General features: G+C 40.4%; 16 protein-coding genes. 4 read left to right on the top strand and 12 right to left on the bottom strand.

Features of this window, described 5'->3' with window-relative positions; translation table 11 throughout:
* Positions 1–149: 149 nt before the first annotated feature.
* Genes gnd through zwf form a run of 3 tightly spaced genes read right to left on the bottom strand, consistent with a single transcriptional unit; the run spans position 150 to position 3,828 of the window.
* Positions 150–1,598, bottom strand: a complete 1,449-nt coding sequence (gene gnd / locus C9J12_RS24695) for a decarboxylating NADP(+)-dependent phosphogluconate dehydrogenase (RefSeq protein ID WP_107245133.1) — start codon at positions 1,596–1,598, stop codon at positions 150–152.
* Positions 1,599–1,609: 11 nt separating this feature from the next.
* A complete protein-coding gene (pgl, locus tag C9J12_RS24690; RefSeq protein ID WP_107245132.1) occupies positions 1,610–2,326 on the bottom strand; it encodes a 6-phosphogluconolactonase in 717 nt (238 codons plus the stop codon).
* Between the two features lie 2 nt (positions 2,327–2,328).
* A complete protein-coding gene (gene zwf, locus C9J12_RS24685) occupies positions 2,329–3,828 on the bottom strand; it encodes a glucose-6-phosphate dehydrogenase (protein ID WP_107245131.1) in 1,500 nt (499 codons plus the stop codon).
* A gap of 538 nt (positions 3,829–4,366) precedes the next feature.
* Here zwf and C9J12_RS24680 point away from each other — a divergent pair.
* Together C9J12_RS24680 and C9J12_RS24675 are read left to right on the top strand one after the other, a co-directional pair.
* Positions 4,367–4,699, top strand: a complete 333-nt coding sequence (locus C9J12_RS24680) for a PBPRA1643 family SWIM/SEC-C metal-binding motif protein (RefSeq protein WP_107245130.1) — start codon at positions 4,367–4,369, stop codon at positions 4,697–4,699.
* Positions 4,700–4,869: 170 nt separating this feature from the next.
* Positions 4,870–5,343: an RNA methyltransferase gene (locus C9J12_RS24675; protein ID WP_107245129.1), complete on the top strand. Its 474-nt coding sequence runs from the start codon at positions 4,870–4,872 to the stop codon at positions 5,341–5,343.
* A gap of 325 nt (positions 5,344–5,668) precedes the next feature.
* Here C9J12_RS24675 and C9J12_RS24670 read toward each other — a convergent pair whose 3' ends face one another.
* Both C9J12_RS24670 and C9J12_RS24665 read right to left on the bottom strand, forming a co-directional pair.
* A complete protein-coding gene (locus C9J12_RS24670; protein ID WP_107245128.1) occupies positions 5,669–7,777 on the bottom strand; it encodes a diguanylate cyclase domain-containing protein in 2,109 nt (702 codons plus the stop codon).
* The gene (locus C9J12_RS24665) at positions 7,774–8,961 is read right to left on the bottom strand and encodes a sugar ABC transporter substrate-binding protein (RefSeq protein WP_227876453.1); all 1,188 of its coding nucleotides are present in this window, start codon (positions 8,959–8,961) and stop codon (positions 7,774–7,776) included. The genes C9J12_RS24670 and C9J12_RS24665 overlap by 4 nt, the downstream gene beginning before the upstream one ends.
* Positions 8,962–9,410: 449 nt before the next feature.
* On the opposite strand from C9J12_RS24665, the gene C9J12_RS24655 reads away from it, so the two are divergent.
* A complete protein-coding gene (locus C9J12_RS24655; RefSeq protein ID WP_227876452.1) occupies positions 9,411–9,884 on the top strand; it encodes a C40 family peptidase in 474 nt (157 codons plus the stop codon).
* A 196-nt stretch (positions 9,885–10,080) separates the two neighbouring features.
* Positions 10,081–11,247, top strand: coding sequence for a PcfJ domain-containing protein (locus tag C9J12_RS24650; protein ID WP_107245125.1), 1,167 nt, complete (start codon positions 10,081–10,083; stop codon positions 11,245–11,247).
* An 87-nt stretch (positions 11,248–11,334) separates the two neighbouring features.
* Here the strand turns inward: C9J12_RS24650 and C9J12_RS24645 are convergent, their stop codons facing one another.
* From C9J12_RS24645 to C9J12_RS30845, 7 genes are all read right to left on the bottom strand, one after another.
* The gene (locus tag C9J12_RS24645; RefSeq protein ID WP_107245124.1) at positions 11,335–12,138 is read right to left on the bottom strand and encodes an ATP adenylyltransferase family protein; all 804 of its coding nucleotides are present in this window, start codon (positions 12,136–12,138) and stop codon (positions 11,335–11,337) included.
* A 555-nt stretch (positions 12,139–12,693) separates the two neighbouring features.
* Positions 12,694–13,872 carry an amino acid permease gene (locus C9J12_RS24640; protein WP_107245123.1) on the bottom strand — a complete coding sequence of 393 codons (1,179 nt, stop codon included), beginning with the start codon at positions 13,870–13,872 and terminating at the stop codon, positions 12,694–12,696.
* 543 nt (positions 13,873–14,415) lie between these two features.
* Entirely contained in the window at positions 14,416–15,096 is a 681-nt protein-coding gene (locus C9J12_RS24635; protein ID WP_107245122.1) for a Crp/Fnr family transcriptional regulator, read from the bottom strand.
* A 244-nt stretch (positions 15,097–15,340) separates the two neighbouring features.
* Positions 15,341–16,096, bottom strand: a complete 756-nt coding sequence (locus tag C9J12_RS24630) for a nucleoside phosphorylase (RefSeq protein WP_107245121.1) — start codon at positions 16,094–16,096, stop codon at positions 15,341–15,343.
* Complete coding sequence (gene pnuC / locus C9J12_RS24625) at positions 16,096–16,842, bottom strand: nicotinamide riboside transporter PnuC (RefSeq protein ID WP_107245120.1); 747 nt, start codon at positions 16,840–16,842, stop codon at positions 16,096–16,098. The genes C9J12_RS24630 and pnuC overlap by 1 nt, the downstream gene beginning before the upstream one ends.
* Before the next feature lie 260 nt (positions 16,843–17,102).
* Positions 17,103–17,345 (bottom strand): hypothetical protein, encoded by a 243-nt coding sequence (locus C9J12_RS24620; RefSeq protein WP_041394072.1) that lies wholly within the window; start codon positions 17,343–17,345, stop codon positions 17,103–17,105.
* Between the two features lie 64 nt (positions 17,346–17,409).
* Complete coding sequence (locus C9J12_RS30845) at positions 17,410–17,571, bottom strand: hypothetical protein (RefSeq protein ID WP_170111878.1); 162 nt, start codon at positions 17,569–17,571, stop codon at positions 17,410–17,412.
* Positions 17,572–17,627 lie beyond the last annotated feature (56 nt).

Here is a 17,627-nt window from a genome sequence, read left to right as displayed (position 1 = left end):
ATCTACAATAATATGAGACCGCATCTGAGTTTGGGTATGCAAACGCCAAATGAAGTGCATGAAAAAGGCCAGCAGCTAGCGCTACTGGCCGATCAATAAACCGTCAACGTATTTTAGGACGTGACAAATTAAGAACCGATTATACGAGATTACACATCGTACGTGGTAGATGCAGTATCACCACCTGTTCCTGTCCAGTTCGTATGGAAGAACTGACCACGAGGCTGATCTAAGCGCTCATACGTATGCGCACCGAAGTAGTCTCGTTGTGCTTGAATCATGTTGGCAGGTAGACGGCCTGTAGTGTAACCATCAAGGAAAGTTAATGCAGATGTCATTGTTGGCATAGGCAAACCCACTTCCATTGCTTTCGCTGCCACTTTACGCCATGCCGGTAAGCTATCTACCAAGATATCTTTAAAGTATGGGTCAGTACCCAAGAACTTAATATCAGGTGTCGCTTCGTATGCATCACGAATGTTGCCCAAGAAAGCACTTCGAATAATACAACCGCCACGCCACATAAGTGCTACGTTACCGTAGTTCAGTGACCAATTATTTTCTTCTGACGCTTCACGAATCAACATAAAGCCTTGTGCGTAAGAGATGATTTTTGAAGCAAGTAGTGCCTGACGCAGTGCATCAACCCACTCTTTTTTATCACCATCAATCGGTTGAATAGTTTTGCCAAATAACGCTTCAGCTTCAACACGCTGATCTTTAATTGCAGACAGACAACGCGCGAACACAGATTCAGTAATCAGCGTTAGCGGAATACCAAGGTCGAGTGCATTAATCCCCGTCCATTTACCAGTACCCTTTTGACCTGCCGTATCAAGAATTTTTTCTAACAGCGGTTCGCCATCTTCATCACGGTAACCTAATATATCTGCTGTTATTTCAACTAAGTAGCTGTTAAGTTCAGTGTCATTCCATTCTTTAAAGATTGCTTGCATCTCATCATAAGATAGCCCTAAGCCTTCTTTCATGAAATGGTATGCTTCACTGATCAGCTGCATATCACCGTATTCGATGCCGTTGTGAACCATTTTAACAAAATGACCCGAACCATCTTTACCTACCCAATCACAACACGCTTCACCTTGCTCGGTTTTTGCAGAGATTGCTTGAAAAATAGGCTTAACATGTGGCCAAGCTTCAGGAGAGCCGCCCGGCATAATAGAAGGCCCAAATCGTGCACCTTCTTCACCACCCGATACACCCGTACCGACGAAGTAAATACCTTTAGCGTCTAAATCCACAACGCGACGGTTAGTGTCTGGGTAATTAGAATTACCACCATCAATAATGATGTCGCCTTTATCTAACAATGGCACAAGGCTATCAATGAAATGATCAACCACATCACCAGCACGTACCATCAGCATCACTTTACGGGGTGCTTCTAAGTTTGCTACAAGGTCTTCTAAAGACGTTGCGCCAATAATGTTCGTGTCTTTCGCAGGGCCCGCTAAAAATTCATCCACTTTAGCGACGGTTCGATTAAACGCTACGACTTTAAAACCGTGATCGTTCATATTTAAAATCAGATTCTGACCCATTACAGCCAAACCGATTACACCAATATCACCTTTCATCATACTCTCCTTTACACTAGCGCTTTGGCTGCGTCTGAATCTAAAAACCATTCTGTTTGACCGTATACGGCCTTAATTTTTGCTGCTGGGTATGGCAATGCTTCTGCTGGTTGATCATTAATTTCTCTGATGACATCAGCTTTACTGGCACCCAAAACTAAATACGTAATGCGATCGGCATTTTCAAGTAAACGTGCCGTTTTTGAAATACGCAACTGACCACTTTCAGGATGTGCTGCAATCACTGTCAGTGCTGGGTCATTGAAGTTCGTTTGGTTTGGGAATAATGACGCGGTATGCCCATCGGTTCCCATTCCTAGCAAAATCCAATCAAACGCAGGTAAGCCGTTTTTATGCGGAATAACAGCATCCATTTCTGCGGCTAAACGCGCAGATTCTTGCTCAGGTTCATCTTCACCACGAATGCGATGAATATTAGCGTTTGGTAGTGCTATATGTTTAAACAACAGTTCGTTTGCTTCACCAAAGTTGCTTTCAGTATCTGTCGGCTCTACACAACGCTCATCACCCCACCAAAAATGCAGGTTATTCCATACAATCTGTTCTGCGAATGGAGATTGCGCTAGTGTCTTGAATAATAACTTCGGCGTACTGCCACCAGAGAGAGAAATATGGACTGGTCGCTCTTCTTGGCTAAATGCCAACATTGTTTCTGCTAACGACTGCACAACATGAACGGGAGTTTCAAATACGCGGTAATTCATCATGGCTATAACTCACAGTAGTCAGTATTCGTCAGGTTTTTGCACGGAAAGCGCCAATTACGTTCGTCGCCTTGTAATAACTCATCCGCTTCTTTTGGTCCCCAAGTACCTGCCGCATAACCAAATAAATGTTCAGGGTTTTCTTTATAGTCAAGAATAGGTTGAACGAACTTCCAGCACGCTTTTACCGCATCAGTTCGGGCAAACAACGTGGCGTCACCCTTCATACAATCAAGTAATAAACGCTCGTAAGCGGTAAGCATATTCGTTTCTTCTAAATCACCGTAATGGAAATCCATGGAAACTTCTTCAGCTTCAAAGCCAGCCCCTGGCTTTTTCAAACCGAAGCTCATTAGAATACCTTCATCGGGTTGAATACGAATAATCAGCTTATTTTCTGGCGCATTGGTGCCGAATACTGGGTGTGGTGTTTTCTTAAAGTGAATAACCACTTCTGTCACACGCGTGGGTAAACGCTTACCAGTACGGACGTAAAATGGTACGCCATTCCAACGCCAGTTCTGGATAAACATCTTCATACCGACATACGTTTCCGTTCGAGAATCATCTGCTACACCATGCTCTTCTCGGTATCCTGGTAGATGATCGCCTCTTATCGTGGAATCGGTGTATTGCCCTAACACAAGATTCTTTTCTAAATCTTTTTCTGATAATGGCTGGAAGCTCTGCATAACCTTCACAACTTCATCACGAATAGAATCTGCATTGATTGCTGCAGGCGATTCCATTCCAACCATAGCAAGTACTTGAAGTAAGTGATTTTGAAACATATCACGTACAGCACCTGCGCCATCGTAATAGCCACCGCGCTCTTCGACACCTAAAGATTCAGCTGCCGTGATCTCAACATATTCGATGAAATTACGGTTCCATAATGGTTCAAACATCCCATTAGCAAAACGAAATACAAGTAGATTCTGTACTGTTTCTTTACCCAAGTAGTGGTCAATGCGGTAAATTTGTTGCTCTTTGAAATGTGCATGAATACGTTCATCAAGCTCGTTGGCTGATGCTAAATCGTAACCAAATGGCTTTTCAACAATAAGGTTTTTCCAACCATGCGTTTCGTCGTTTAAGCCATGTGCACCCAAACATTCAGGAATAACACCATACAAACTTGGTGGGGTTGCTAAGTAATAGACAGTATTACCTTGGGTATGATGCTTATCATTCAAATCACCCAAACGCTGTTTTAACAGCGCATATTCAGCCACTTCTGACGTATTCAATGCTTGGTAATATAAATGCTCACAAAATTTAATTAGCGTTTCTTCGTTTACCTTTTCTGTTTCTGTGAGTGAAATTTTTAATTTTTCACGAAAATCTTGGTCACTATATTCAGTACGACTTACGCCTAAAATTGCAAAATCTTCTGGTAATAACCCATTAGCATAGAGATGATAAAATGCTGGAATCAATTTTCGGTGAGTCAAATCGCCTGACGCACCAAAAATAACAATCGCGTTATTTTCTGGCTGAACCATATAAATTTCCCATTTAACACAGATCGACGATCTGAGGTAGCAATCAGTTTTGCTGGCTGTTCAAGATGTTAGCATTTATAGATTTCAGTGATATTCGGTATTACCTATTGCATCAATAGGCAAAACCTAAAACTGTATGAAGCTTAGTCAAAAACGGTTGCAACCACATGTTTTCCAAACCCGCCGATTAACGTCACTTATGAGCGCAGTGCTTTATCTTTTATAAAGTAACGATGGTAACAACAAGTAATTAATTGATCGCAACCTTAAATAGCCTACTTATGATCAATTAATAGTGAGAATATATAGGCTCAAAACGTCTGAAAACTTGCTTGAAAGCTGTGATCCCGTTAACATTATCGCCAACTGATGGCGACGAGGCATAAAACTGCTGAATTTTCAGCGTTACTCGTAATATAAACGCCCAATATTTTGAAAAGCCTGCTTGTTGAGCAGGCTTTTTCTATTAACACCTTACTCAAATTTCCCATTTTCTTTTAAGAGCAAATGGGCAAATGCGTGTATACAGGAAATCGTAATGTCTAAATTTTTCTTTAAAGGCCGCATTGAAAAAAAACCTAAACACTCAAGCTGTGGTTACAACACTAAGCGTGAAGCTAAGCCTGGTACAGAAGAGAACCCAATTTCTGTTATCGTACAAACTGAAGCACGAAAACTAGAAGTTGAAGCAATTCTAGAAGAGAACACGTTATTCGCAACAATCGAAATAAACGCTGACGTTGAAGAAAACATTGTTGATTTAAACGGCTTACTGAATAAGCCTAAAACGACAACCTTCGATAAAACACCTAACCGTAACGATCCTTGTTCATGCGGTAGTGGTAAAAAATTCAAGAAGTGCTGCGGTTAATATTAGCCCTGCAACTTCGCTGTTCAAAGCGTAATAAACACAAATCTATTATGTCTTTTTATCAGTATCCATATTATACGTGCTAGGGATTCACACACTTTTTTCAGTTGTAATCCCCTGATTTTAAAACGCGTATAATCCGCTTCAATTTTTCAGTTAAGATGTACATTATGAGCAAAAAAAGTAAAGGTTACAGTTGCATAGGTCTGTTTAATCCAAAGACACCAGAAAATGTTGGCTCCGTTTTACGCGCGTCTGGCTGTTATGGTGTTAACTCTGTTTTTTATACTGGCACACGTTATGACCTTGCTAAGCAATTCTGTACCGATACGAAAAATGTCATCAATAATATTCCACTGATTGGTGTTAAAGAGTTAAAAGACATCATTCCTGTTGGTTGTACGCCTGTTGCTGTTGATCTGATAGAAGGCGCAAAGCCACTACCAGAATATAAGCACCCTGAGCGCGCATTCTATATTTTTGGACCAGAAGACGGTACGTTAAAAAAAGAGATCACAGATTTTTGTCGCGATACAATTTATGTACCAACCAAAGGTTGCATGAATTTAGCTGCTGCAGTCAATGTTATCCTTTATGATCGCATGGCTAAAATTGAAAGAGGCGAAGAGTTTTCTAACCACTAGAAAGCTGTTAAAAACCACCTTGTATCTGCATTTTTTATAAATCTTATATACCCAAGCTACCTCAAGATGCAGGATTCAGAGTGATATCAGCGGATTTAATTCAAGGAAAATGTGTGTAGGAATGGCATTCCCTTTTAAGCACATTTGACACAGAAGTAGATACGCTGAATCACTCCCGAAGGGCGAGTTTTGCTGTGCTCTATGCGGTGTTACTTCTTTTCAACGTAGAATGACTAGGTCTATAAATAAGTGCCTTGCCTAAAGCCCAGCAAATTCTCGCTGAAACGAGCATCTTGAGGTAACTTGGGTATACAGGGTGGTTTTATTAAGGCTGGTCGCTGTCATTACTACGGTAGGCTTGTTTATCTTCATACATCGCTTTATCTGCTTCTTGGAACATCTTTTCAGGGGACATACTTTCACTGCTCAGCCAGCCTAAAGCAAAATGAATTGGTAATAGCTCACCCGTTTCTATCTGCGTAAAGGTATGACCTCGAACACCTTCCAGACGTGCAGCCAAGTGACGACAAGCTTGTTCGCGACCTTCATCTAACAAAATAGCGAATTCATCACCACCTAAACGATAGACTCTATCTGTTTGACGACAAGCACCTATCAATAATTCTGATACTGCTTTTAGTAATTCATCGCCCACATAATGACCAAATTCATCATTAACTTGTTTAAGCTTATTTACGTCAATAATAAATAAACCAAATTGTCGATCGGGGTAACGCTTTAATCGCTCTGTATGGTTATTAAAATCGTTATCAAATGCTTTTCTATTGGGTAACTCTGTTAATGCGTCGGTTACGGCAATGCGTTCAAGTTCAGCATTTAATATTCGTCCTTCAATTACTGAGGAAAGTTGACGTGCAAATAATGAAACAATTTCGAAATCAGTTCTTGCTAACGTCTCGCTTTTCATTATAAGACACCCTAACAATTGCCCTGAAGAATCAATCAAATTGAAACAGCGTAATGATTTAATTTCTGGAATAAAAAAGTATTCTTTTTTATTTTGAACCGCATCCACTTTAGATAACGCAGACTCAACAATACCGTCTGATTGCCATTGGTCATTGTCGAGCTTACTCAATTTTAGTGCCCAATTAGCTTCAGGATACAGGCTTGAAACTTGAGCTAACACAACCGATTTAATATCATCTTGCTGCAGCTTTGAGCTAAACGCCAATAAGGATTTCAATATGTCACGGCGCCTTTCTTCTCGCTCAAGCGATAGCGTTAATTCTTCTGTTTTCTCCTCTACCTTTTTTTCTAATTTGTCATTAAAATTGATCAGCTGACGATTATATTTTTCTTTCTGGTTATTGGCCTGTTTTAGCTCTGTATTTTTTGAGGCTAAATCTTCAAGCTGCTCTTCAATCGTCGTTGCCATTTCATGAAATAACTCCCCGACTTGATAGAATTCAGAAAAGCGCAACTTACGCTCACGCTGATCATAATCACCACGAGAGTACGACCTTACCATTACCATCAAAGCAGCCAAAGGACGCGTTACCCAACGATAGGTTATCGCTGCACCAAATATGCCGACAATAACCATACAGATACCCACAATAGAAATAATCTGAAGCGAATGGGTAAATTTATCCTCTTCCGGTTTTTTATCCATCGAGATCTTAACCTCGTATTCAAGCGGGTTCGAAATTAAATCACTATCAATTTTAATTTTTTGGTTTAACGTTAGTAACCCGTTACTCCCCAAAGACCCATCAGATTTAATATTCAAGATTTCTTTTTCATTACGTAAAAACGTAACCTTTTCATCGCCAGTCAAATACATTTTCAACATTTTACTAATATTTTCAGTCGGAATGACTACAACTAAATATCCAACCGGTTTTCTTTGCAGCCCATCAGATAATACTGAAGAATAAATGGGGTCAACAACAATAAGCCCATCATCAGAGGGGTTATCTTCATTTAAAACGAGGTTTTTATCGACATAAGTAAATAGCCACTGATAGCCGTTTTCTAAAAGCTTTTTTTCATATTGTTCATCAAGATAGCGCATTATTTCATTGAAATTAGATTGACTCGTAATTCCGTTGTAATTCTCAACCTCTTCCCAATCGCTATCAATCAAATAAGCCGATTCAACTAAAGGCACCTTACTCACTAACGGCTCTAATGTTTCACGCACATGACTTGTGAGAAAAAAGTCGTCCATCGCTTGAACTAATAAGCGATCTCTAGAAAGTACATCTAAGCTGGTTGATAAAACATAAAAGCGATAGTTAAATTCCTGTCTTAATGTGCTGCTTAAGCGCTCAAGTTTTTCTCGCTGATAATTGGTTTCAATTTCAGTCTGCTGTTTAAGTAGTAGACCACCAACAATAACCGCAGGTATCACTGCGATAAATATCATTAATGATGCGAGAGAATACTTTAGCCGTAATTTCATTTTCATCGTAACCGCTTGCTCTGTTTATCTGCGACCTTCTGCATGTACCGTGCTGATTCTTTAGCTGATAAACCATCTTTAAACCGCTGATAACCTTTTTCCATTGCAGCCCAAACAATAGCCATGTTTGTTTCCGATGACATCGGCTTAGCAAATTGTAGCTGCTGTAATAACACTAATTCATCACCTTTTGCTTGAGAAACGACCTGTTGAAATAAAGCTTGATGAACAGGCAATAAATGATAATTTTGGTAGACCCACTTTTGATTATCTTCACGCTGAACAAATGTTAGGAAAGCTGCAATTCTATTTTCCCTCTCACTGTTTTTTGTCAATTTACCAGGAAGGGTAAAGACAAACGTACTTTTCATTGAATACATAGGTTTGCTGTTAAGTGTTGGCAACAATGCGACACCTAAATCATCACCCATTTCATCTTTTAAGTCTTGATATGCCCAATCACCATTAATTGCATAAGCTTCTTCACCTTTAATCAAGCGTTGCTGGGAGCAATTATAATTACATTTTTTATCAACAACTTGCTGAACAGCGAGTTGTTGATAGTAATCAAGTGCTTCAACCATTTCAGGTGTATCTAAAGTAATCATATCGCCATCTAGTGGTTGCCCATTAAAAGCGAATAGAAATGGCATGAAAAAGTACATATCAGTATAATTCCAGCCAATTGGCATAAGGTTATTATCTCGATATTGCTGAGATGTTTTTATCAATTCTTGCCAACTAGCTACGGGTTCTTCGACAAACTTTTTATTATAAAACAACATTAAGTGGTTACCTTGAATAACAGGCACCCCCCAATAAGCATCATCGACTTTAGCCGTTTTTAATGCATCTTCGCTAAGGTCAGTACTCAACCACTGTTTCAAAACTGGCTCTAATCGCATTTGCCGGTAAAGACCCAAAAAATCAGACGGTACTAAAGCGAGATCCGGCACGCCACCGTATTGAGCCCCGAGCAAAAGTTCTGCTTTAATTTTACTCGGCTTAAACTGGACTAGCGACACTTGAATGCCAGTTTCTTGCTCAAAACGCTGCACTAAACCTTCAACAAATCGCGAGGACTGATGTGAATACCAAATAGTAATATCTGCCGCAAAAGCGGGTTGTGAGGTAAGAGTGCCTAGTATTAAGGCTACTAACATCAATATAAAACGGCGAAAAACGGTCAACTCACACGCCTCTAAAAATGAACCATCGGTCAAATGACCATAAAAACGGCATAAACGCCTATTTATTTAAGCACTTAGACTACCATTTTTTATACAGTATCACTCTAAGTTATAGACGAAAAGTACAGAAACACGTGTACCACGTAGTTAACATTACCACTATCAAGATTATCCTCTACCATTTTATAAATTATCATGTAGAAGATAAAACTAATCACATCAGGAGCTGACTTTATAAGCTGCGGTAATAAATTAAGTGCAACTATTTCGTTAGATAGTCTATCTTCAATGCTATTAATGTCTTGCACTAATACCGCATTTTTACAATTTTAAAGGGATTTAAGAGATAACTTTTTTCAGACTTAAATCATTATTTTTATAACATATAAGAACATATTAAAATGAACACCCCAAATTCTTTTAAGTTTTCATTCTGTATTATTACGCTTATGTTTATAACAGCCTGTCAAAGCCCTAATGCGTCTTCAATATCAGCAGCTCAAAACTTAACGGCTAATAGCCCAATAAATAATGAGCAAGAAATGGTCAGTTATGCACGTAGTTTTATCGGTACAAAATATGTATGGGGCGGGTCTACACCAAAAGGCTTTGATTGCTCGGGCTTTATTCATTATATATATAATAATTACAGCATTAAAATTCCAAGAACGACGTCAGAGTATCCTCAACTATTCACACAATCAGTGACGTTAAAAGATGCTCAAGTCGGCGATTTAATTGTTTTTACAGGAACAAACCCTAGTGTACGAAAACCTGGTCACGCAGGAATCATTTCAGAAATAAAGAATGATTCAATCAAGTTTGTGCATAGTTCATCATCGCAGAAGCACTTCGGTGTAACGGAAACGAATTATTATAAAAGTGGCTATCCCAAACGTTTTTTAACTGTCGTTAGAATGTAACGATAAAAATAACAATACATTGACAAAAATGTCTATTTAATTCGTAGAAATACGCTTAATTTTTGTTAGTATCTATACCCAAGCTACATCAAGACTCTTGCATCAGAGATAACCTTCATCTTGAATGGGCATATAAGCATCCTAGGTACTATTCTCGCTGGGATTTAATTCAGATAAATAACATAATGACAGAACAATGCGATTAGCTGAAGACACGCAAACAATCAATGATGAAAGCCAAGTTCTGGTTCTCGATTTAACACCGTTTGGTTTTAAATTCAGCCTAAAATTATGGCCGTGGGATCAGCAATTACTTTTAAAGCGCGAATACACGAATGGTGATATTGAATCGTTAGAAGGAAATATTGGTTTTTCTATCGATCAAATCGCCTTTACTCCTGGTGGTGATGAATGGATTGCTTCTATTCCTCCGCTACTTGTAGACCGTGTAAAGCCATTCCCTGAAACTTCAATTTATATGCTGAGCTTGGCAGCTTCCAATAGAAATGCTCGTCAGCTTCTTGAATTGCGCCCTGCTCTATTGTATTTAATCTGCAATGAATACCCTTTAGATCGTGAAAAATCGTTAGAGCTTTGCCAATACGGTCAACGAGAAATCTTACGTATACTCGGCTTTTCGCACAGCAAAGCAGCATTGCGCTTTTTAGATCGTCTCGATATTACATTTGATACGCGTTCAAGCCATACCTTAGTAACACGTCTATTGCATCCAATTGCTGAACGTTACCGTCTGTTTAGCCATTACCCTATTATTACTCATCAGTCATTACAGCTTGATATGGTATTACCGGGGTTAACCGGATCAAACCTTGCGATTAATTTATCTGAGAGCAAGCTCAAAAGCAGGGTTAAACTGCCAACGTTACTCAATGACACATTAATGATGGGGGTTAATTTAGGTTTAGCTGAACCTATGCGTTATTTACGTAAGTTACGCACCATCGAAGATGTTTCAACATTACACGATAGCTGGATTCGAGCTCAAAACCGTAAGCACTATGTACCGTGTCCGACCCATAAAAAGCCGTATCAGATAGTCTTTACTGGTACTGAATATATTCAGCCGTTAACAAGCTATTTCGAATTACGTGATGAAGGTGAAGAACAGCGCCACTGTGTAGGCGCTTACCATGCACGAGTATTAAACGATGAATATCAAGTATTCAAAGTCACTGCGCCAGAGCGTGTCACGATGGGTGTGAGGATGATAAGGCGCCCTGATGGTCGTAAGTATTACGAAATAGACCAAGTGCAAGCAAAATGTAATCGCCGCCCTCTTGAAGAAACACTGCAAACTCTTTATGCATGGCTAGAAGGTGAAAAGCAACGCATGAATTTATAGCCTTCGATAGTCGCCCTAAAGACCACGACCGTATCGGTGTGGTCTTTTTCGTTGCACTTACTTCTCTCTAGCGGTATTAACTAGAAGCTACCCCTGACTACAGTCTTTCAAAAACTGCATCATGCCGTATTCCTTTAGCCAAGCCAGTTGTTCAGGCTCTTTCACTAAAAAACGACCACTGTAGTTAATGCCATTCGCAAACACATCATTTATCTGATTAGTAGAACGTGGGATCATTAACATCCAGTGTTTAGTCAGTAGTAAGTTGTATGGCTTACACACTTGTTCGCTTGGTAAGCTATTATCATTGGTTAAGCCGTTCTTATCCAGTATACCGAGCTCTCTTAATCCCGCTAAATAGCACAAATACAATCGCTCACCACTGAGTGAGTCAAACTGATACAAGTGATGTTTAAACGGTAGTTCATGATTAATGATAGCGTGTTCTAAAGGAATAGAAGATTGTACAAGCTGCATATGACGGTGGGCTTGGCTCGCGCCTGCCATCGTTCCGCTATTATAAAAACCTAACACATTGTCACTATCGAAACCCATTACCCACGCGCAAAAATCCTGTAACTCTAAAGGCGATGTTTGAGGAACAAATTCACGGGAACAAATTAACAGGTGGGGAGATATAACCGGGAACTTATTCAGTAAACAAACATGGCTTTCACCAGCATCAGCGACAAACATTTCTTCTTCATAAGGCAGAAAAGGATTGTCTTGTTTCGTACCTGACTGAAATTTACGTTCTGCGTTCTGTGTTACGACATGCCCGAAGTAATCAATACCAGCTTCGTTGATCACACACGCTTCGGTTGTAATGGGTAGCAGATTATTATTGACCAGTGCTTGCTCAATAACTTTCTCAGCTTTTGTCCAAAACATACCCTTATCCTTCTAATTTTCCGATGAAATAACATAAAGCATGTTTGCTCTGCTGTCATGGGTTCAAAGCAGCAACCTAAGATTCCGTGCTTGATCGGTGTATTCAAACTGAGCTGTATTGTTTAGTTTACACTTTCATCAAAAGTAGCAATGACAAAACTCAGGCCTTTTGTAGCAGATTGGGATGAAAATTTGTATGATTCCCGCTTCAAGTTAAGTAGTGCTGTTTTCCAACGAACCCGTTTTCGTACTCCATGGAAAAGAGCAAGATTTAGCGGTAAACCTTTATTTTTCGGTCACTTAAAGGTTTACCATTAGATAGGGGTATTTTCAGTTCGGTCAAACTGATTACCCCTATTTTCCCTCTTTATTCCTTCAAAGCCCATATTAATACATCCATTCTTATTTCTACTTGTTTGTTAAAGACCTCTGCCTTCTTCGCATCCCATTTTCCCTATTTACACTTTCAGAATACAAAAAAAGACGCTTACCTTTCGATAAACGCCTTCTTCATATGATCACATACTACTTCTACAATCAGTAATTAGCAGCCCTTTATACCAGCTGAGCACCAATTAAGAAGCAACCAAATACGAAACTAAGCCCCATAGCAATCGAACCGCCACCCGCTTGGTAAGCTTCAGCCATTGCTTCATGCCCTGCTGACTTTTGCTTTTCAAAACTACGCAGTTTCATTGTCATCGCCATTGGCACAAAAATAGCCAAAAACACAAGAATAAAGCCAGCATAACCCAATACAGATAAGAACTGATCAGCAGCCCAAAGTGCGCCAACTAACGGGAAAATAAAGGTAAGTACATAGGTAACGGCTTTATTTTGCTTAAATGTATCTGCATTTTGATCAAACAGTGCCATCGCCACACCCAAGAAAGACGTCAGTAACGCTAGACCTGTGAAGGTAGACAGAATCACTTGAATGCCACTGAAACGCGTGCCCAATGCAGCAATCAATTCAGATACATTCGAGAACTTCACCAACTGTTCAGCAGACAAGTTGCCGACTACCGCGTAAAGCCACAATAAGTAACACAACAACGGAATCACTGAACCCACGAGAACCATGTTACGCAAATCACGGTGTGACGCGTCTCTGTTATAGGTTACAAGTGATGGAATCACAACCATGAAACCAAAACTAGTGAACAGCACTGAACTGGTTTTTATTAGCTCAACTTTATCATTACTTGCCGCATCTAAAAGGTGGTCAAAAGACATAGTCGGCACGAGCGAGAATAGCGTGATACCTAATACTACAACCATCACAGCAAACAACAGACGGTTAACCTTATCGATAGCAGCAGTACCAGAGGCAACAACTACGCCCGCAACCAGTGTGAACAAGATTTGTGTCTGCATCATCGACATTTCAATGCCAACACCGTGCAGCATCTTCTTCACTAAATCACCAGCTCCGATGATGTAAGCCATCAATAAGCATACTAACAACGCGTAAAGTAAACCGTTGGTGACCAGTTGGCCGCCTTTACCCAAGGTTTTACGCGCAATGGTGTTCATGCCTAAGCCACCACCGGATTTAATACTGGCTTCAAGTAATAACAATGCGGCGTAGGTTGTACCCAACCAAATCACCAGCATCAAAAGGGTGCCCCATAAAAGACCAAACTGCGCCAATACCATTGGAATGGCTAACATACCTGCGCCCAGCGCGGTACCTGCAATGATTAACGAGCTACCCAATAATTTTATATTCACAATATATTTACCTATACCTAAATTGTTACTTGTTTACACCCCATTGCTTGCAGATAAGGTACGCAATACTCGGTCAGTTGTGCGAATTCCGGACATGATAGACTTTGATATAAAAGAGTATTCATCATGTACTGCAATCAAATTGAAAAAGGTGTAACGAATGAAGATGTCTTAATAGATTGAAATTTCAGGATTAAAATCGAAAAGCACTAAAACCTGAAAAAGCAAAAAAGCCCATAAATCGGCTTGAGGTATAGGAAAGATAGACGTGGGTGCGTGAAGCAATACGGGTCGATCCCGAACGTATAGCGGCGGATATTGCATGTAGTATGCTTGCTGGCATTAACTGCAGCACAGCAGAAATGTGTTTCATTTATCGTACTCCAAAAACGATGTAATCCCTATTTTCCAATGACAGGTATTCTGCCATCTACACTGCTCCGGTCAGAACAGTAAATCGGTCACTGAGCAAAATAATAAACTTCGCACTAAAGCACAATGATTATTTTACAATAATTTGTTATAAATACGTGAAATTTACTGCTAATCATAATGGTCAATAAAGGTTTTTAATGCTGAAAGACTGACTATTGAAATTTCCGCACCCTCTTTTTCTATTAATCCTTTCTCTATCAGTTCTTTTACTGCGCGACGATAAACGCGGCTAGAAGTGCCAAACCGTTCAGCTTCCAACGTCACTTTATCGAAGTTGCCAAGCATCACATTCACTTGGCTGCGATGCCACAAATCGTAAGCGATATTATAAGTAATCGGATGCAATAACCTATGGGTATAGATATCTAACGAGTCTTGATAATCCGCAGCCAGTGCGCTGGAGAAAAACACTTGAAACTCAGGTCGCTCAATCAACAATGTCGTCAATGCTTGCAAACAGATAATATCAACATCGAGATCTTCTTCTGCCACCACACTCCACTGGCAAGGGGTATCACTGAAAAATTCCATTTCACCAAAGATATGATGATCACAATCGATCTCCCCCAATTGAAAACGACGCCCATTCATTGCGGCAATATTCATTGAGACACGCCCGACCGATACCACATACAAGTACTCTAACGTTTGTCCCTGACGCAAAATTTCATCGCCAGCACATAGGAACTGCTGATGCGTTTGGCATTGATAAAACGCAGCTTTAAAGGCGGGATAAAGTTTTTCAAGGTGACGCGTGAAACGTCCTTGCTGATAGGGCTTAATCTGCATAGCGTTGGGCTTCCAACATATTCACGAGCAATTATTGGCTTACATATTATACCTAAACATCATAATTCGCGCTGGATTTAAGCAATAAGTGCAACAGGCTTTTCTAAAAACAAGGTTATTTAAATTAAGAAAGCCCACACATGTTAATAGAAATACATGCTGGGCTTTCAGGTGGAATTCTATATCCGAACTTCTAAATACAGCCTGAAACACAGAAGAAAACGTAATAATGTTAGTGGGTTACTCAATCACTACACAGAGCGTGTAACGCCGCCAAGGCAGCACGTTGTTCACCATTCATCATCACGGCATCAGCATTTACATAGTGACCAACACCTTCTTGTACATCTTGCTCGAACAGCACGACATTATTCAATATCGACGCTACTTGCATGCCCCTCAATTTACCGACAGTCAGTAACGCCGAAGTTTCCATATCTGCGCCCAGCACGCCTTTCTCATGCCAATGCTGGCAAAGCTGCGCTTCGTTATCGGTATAAAAACTATCATGTGAACGTACCACACCGTAATGCACCTGACCGACATGTTGCTCGGTATTTGGCATTGTCAGAGAGCGATTCAAATAAACTTCCATCTTCGCTATCAGGTGACGGTCTGCATATGCTGGAAAAGCACTCGAAACATATGCTTTCGATCCGCCATCGTCTCGTACGGCAGCTTCGGCAACAATCAAATCACCCAGTGCAATATTAACTTGTAGTGCGCCCGATGATCCCACACGGATCACTTGCTTCACACCACACAAGTTAAGTTCTTCCAGCGCGATAATGGCTGACGGTGCACCAATGCCAGTACTGCAAATCGTGACGAGCTGATCATTGAATCGTCCATTCATCAAACGGTATTCACGGTTTTCAGCAATGATTTCGACACCATCCAGTAAGGCTGCAATGCGATTAACCCTATCAGGCTCACCACATACGATTACACGCTTGGCAATTTGCTCTGCCGAAACACAAAGGTGAGGTTGTTTACTCATTATGCTTTTACCTCAGCCGCCTGATCGTGTTGCTTGCTTTGCTGATTTTGCTTCGCTGTATTCATCCACTGACGTGAACCGTTCGCTGCAATGAACAGTAAAATCGCATATTCAATAGACAGGGCGTACACACCTTGTGCCGCATAAATGCACACGCTGATCATGTTAATCACTACCCACAACATCCAATTTTCAACGTATTTACGCGTCATTAGGATTTGCGCCACAATCGACAATACCGTCATTACTGAATCCCAGAATGGGAAGGCATCTGGCGACAACTCAGGACGCGCTAAATCGGCACCAAAGGTATTCAATACATCCACGCTGATATTGGCTAAAGCAAAGAAAATAGGATCGATAAACACCGTCATAATAGCGATAGCTGCAACACTGACCGCTGCGGTAAACGCCATTTTTTGTTTATTAAGCCAGCGGACTTCCAACATCTCGCCGTCTTCCGAGGAAGGACGTGTCCACGCATACCAACCATAAATATTGGCGCAGAAGAAAAACAGTTGCAGCATCAGAATGCCGTAGAGTTGGATCTGAAAGAAAATGATCGCGAAAAGAGAAACGTTAATCAGACCAAACACGTAATTAATGGTTTTTTCTTGGCTGGCGTACCAAATACACAGTAAGCCAAAAACGGTGCCAACAGCTTCAATCCATGACATGGCATACCCGTCACCAATTGGGATATTCACCAAAGTATTATTGATATCAAACCACGCAAGTATATCCATGTTCTATCCCTTCTAATTGTTATTACTTTTATTATTTAGCGGTATTGCTGTTGTGGCTATCAGTGTAATGAATGTACGAAAACAGCAAGAGGACATTTGTCCCCTCACACTCGACACATATCAAAGATTGAAACAAGAAAGCCCCGATAACAGTGTTTTCACACCATCATCAGGGCTTCAGAATAAGAATTATCATATTTATCGGTAAGCATATCTGCCATTACACGATGTAGCTAAGCGAATAGGTTTACACTAAAAGGCTACCCAAGCATGCTTTCATGTTCAACCGATACCAAAGTTAACCGATTAAAAGCACCGGGCTTCACTGCAATTAAACTGCCGTCACCAAATTGAATACCGTCGAAGATACGGCCACCCCAGTTCACCTTTTTAAATCTGGCATACCGGGCTTTTACATACACCGCTTCTAACGCGTTCAGTGCCCCTTCCCTTTTTGCTTGAGCTTCAATGGCAGGGCTAAGTAATTTATTGGCAATCGTCATATTGGACACCTGCTTCCTTGTGGTCATACTTTGTTTTACCAAATCGAGGCGCAGATGCAAGCCCTTATTTCATAAAGGAACATCCTAAAACGATAAATGAGCCATAGTTGGTCATTCCATCTAATGAACCATTGTTTTTTGTGATGACACTCTCTCCCATCCCATTTCTCGCCACAAACAAAACAGCCAACCGCACATTATGTACAGCTAGTAATTTATCATTCATAACTCATCATAAATAGTTCACATTCAATGTAATTTAGTTACATATCGCGTGCTAAA

Source organism: Photobacterium frigidiphilum, assembly GCF_003025615.1.
GTDB lineage: Bacteria > Pseudomonadota > Gammaproteobacteria > Enterobacterales > Vibrionaceae > Photobacterium > Photobacterium frigidiphilum.
The sequence above is the reverse complement of the archived record's forward strand: the minus strand, read 5'-3'. Positions and strand labels throughout refer to the sequence as shown.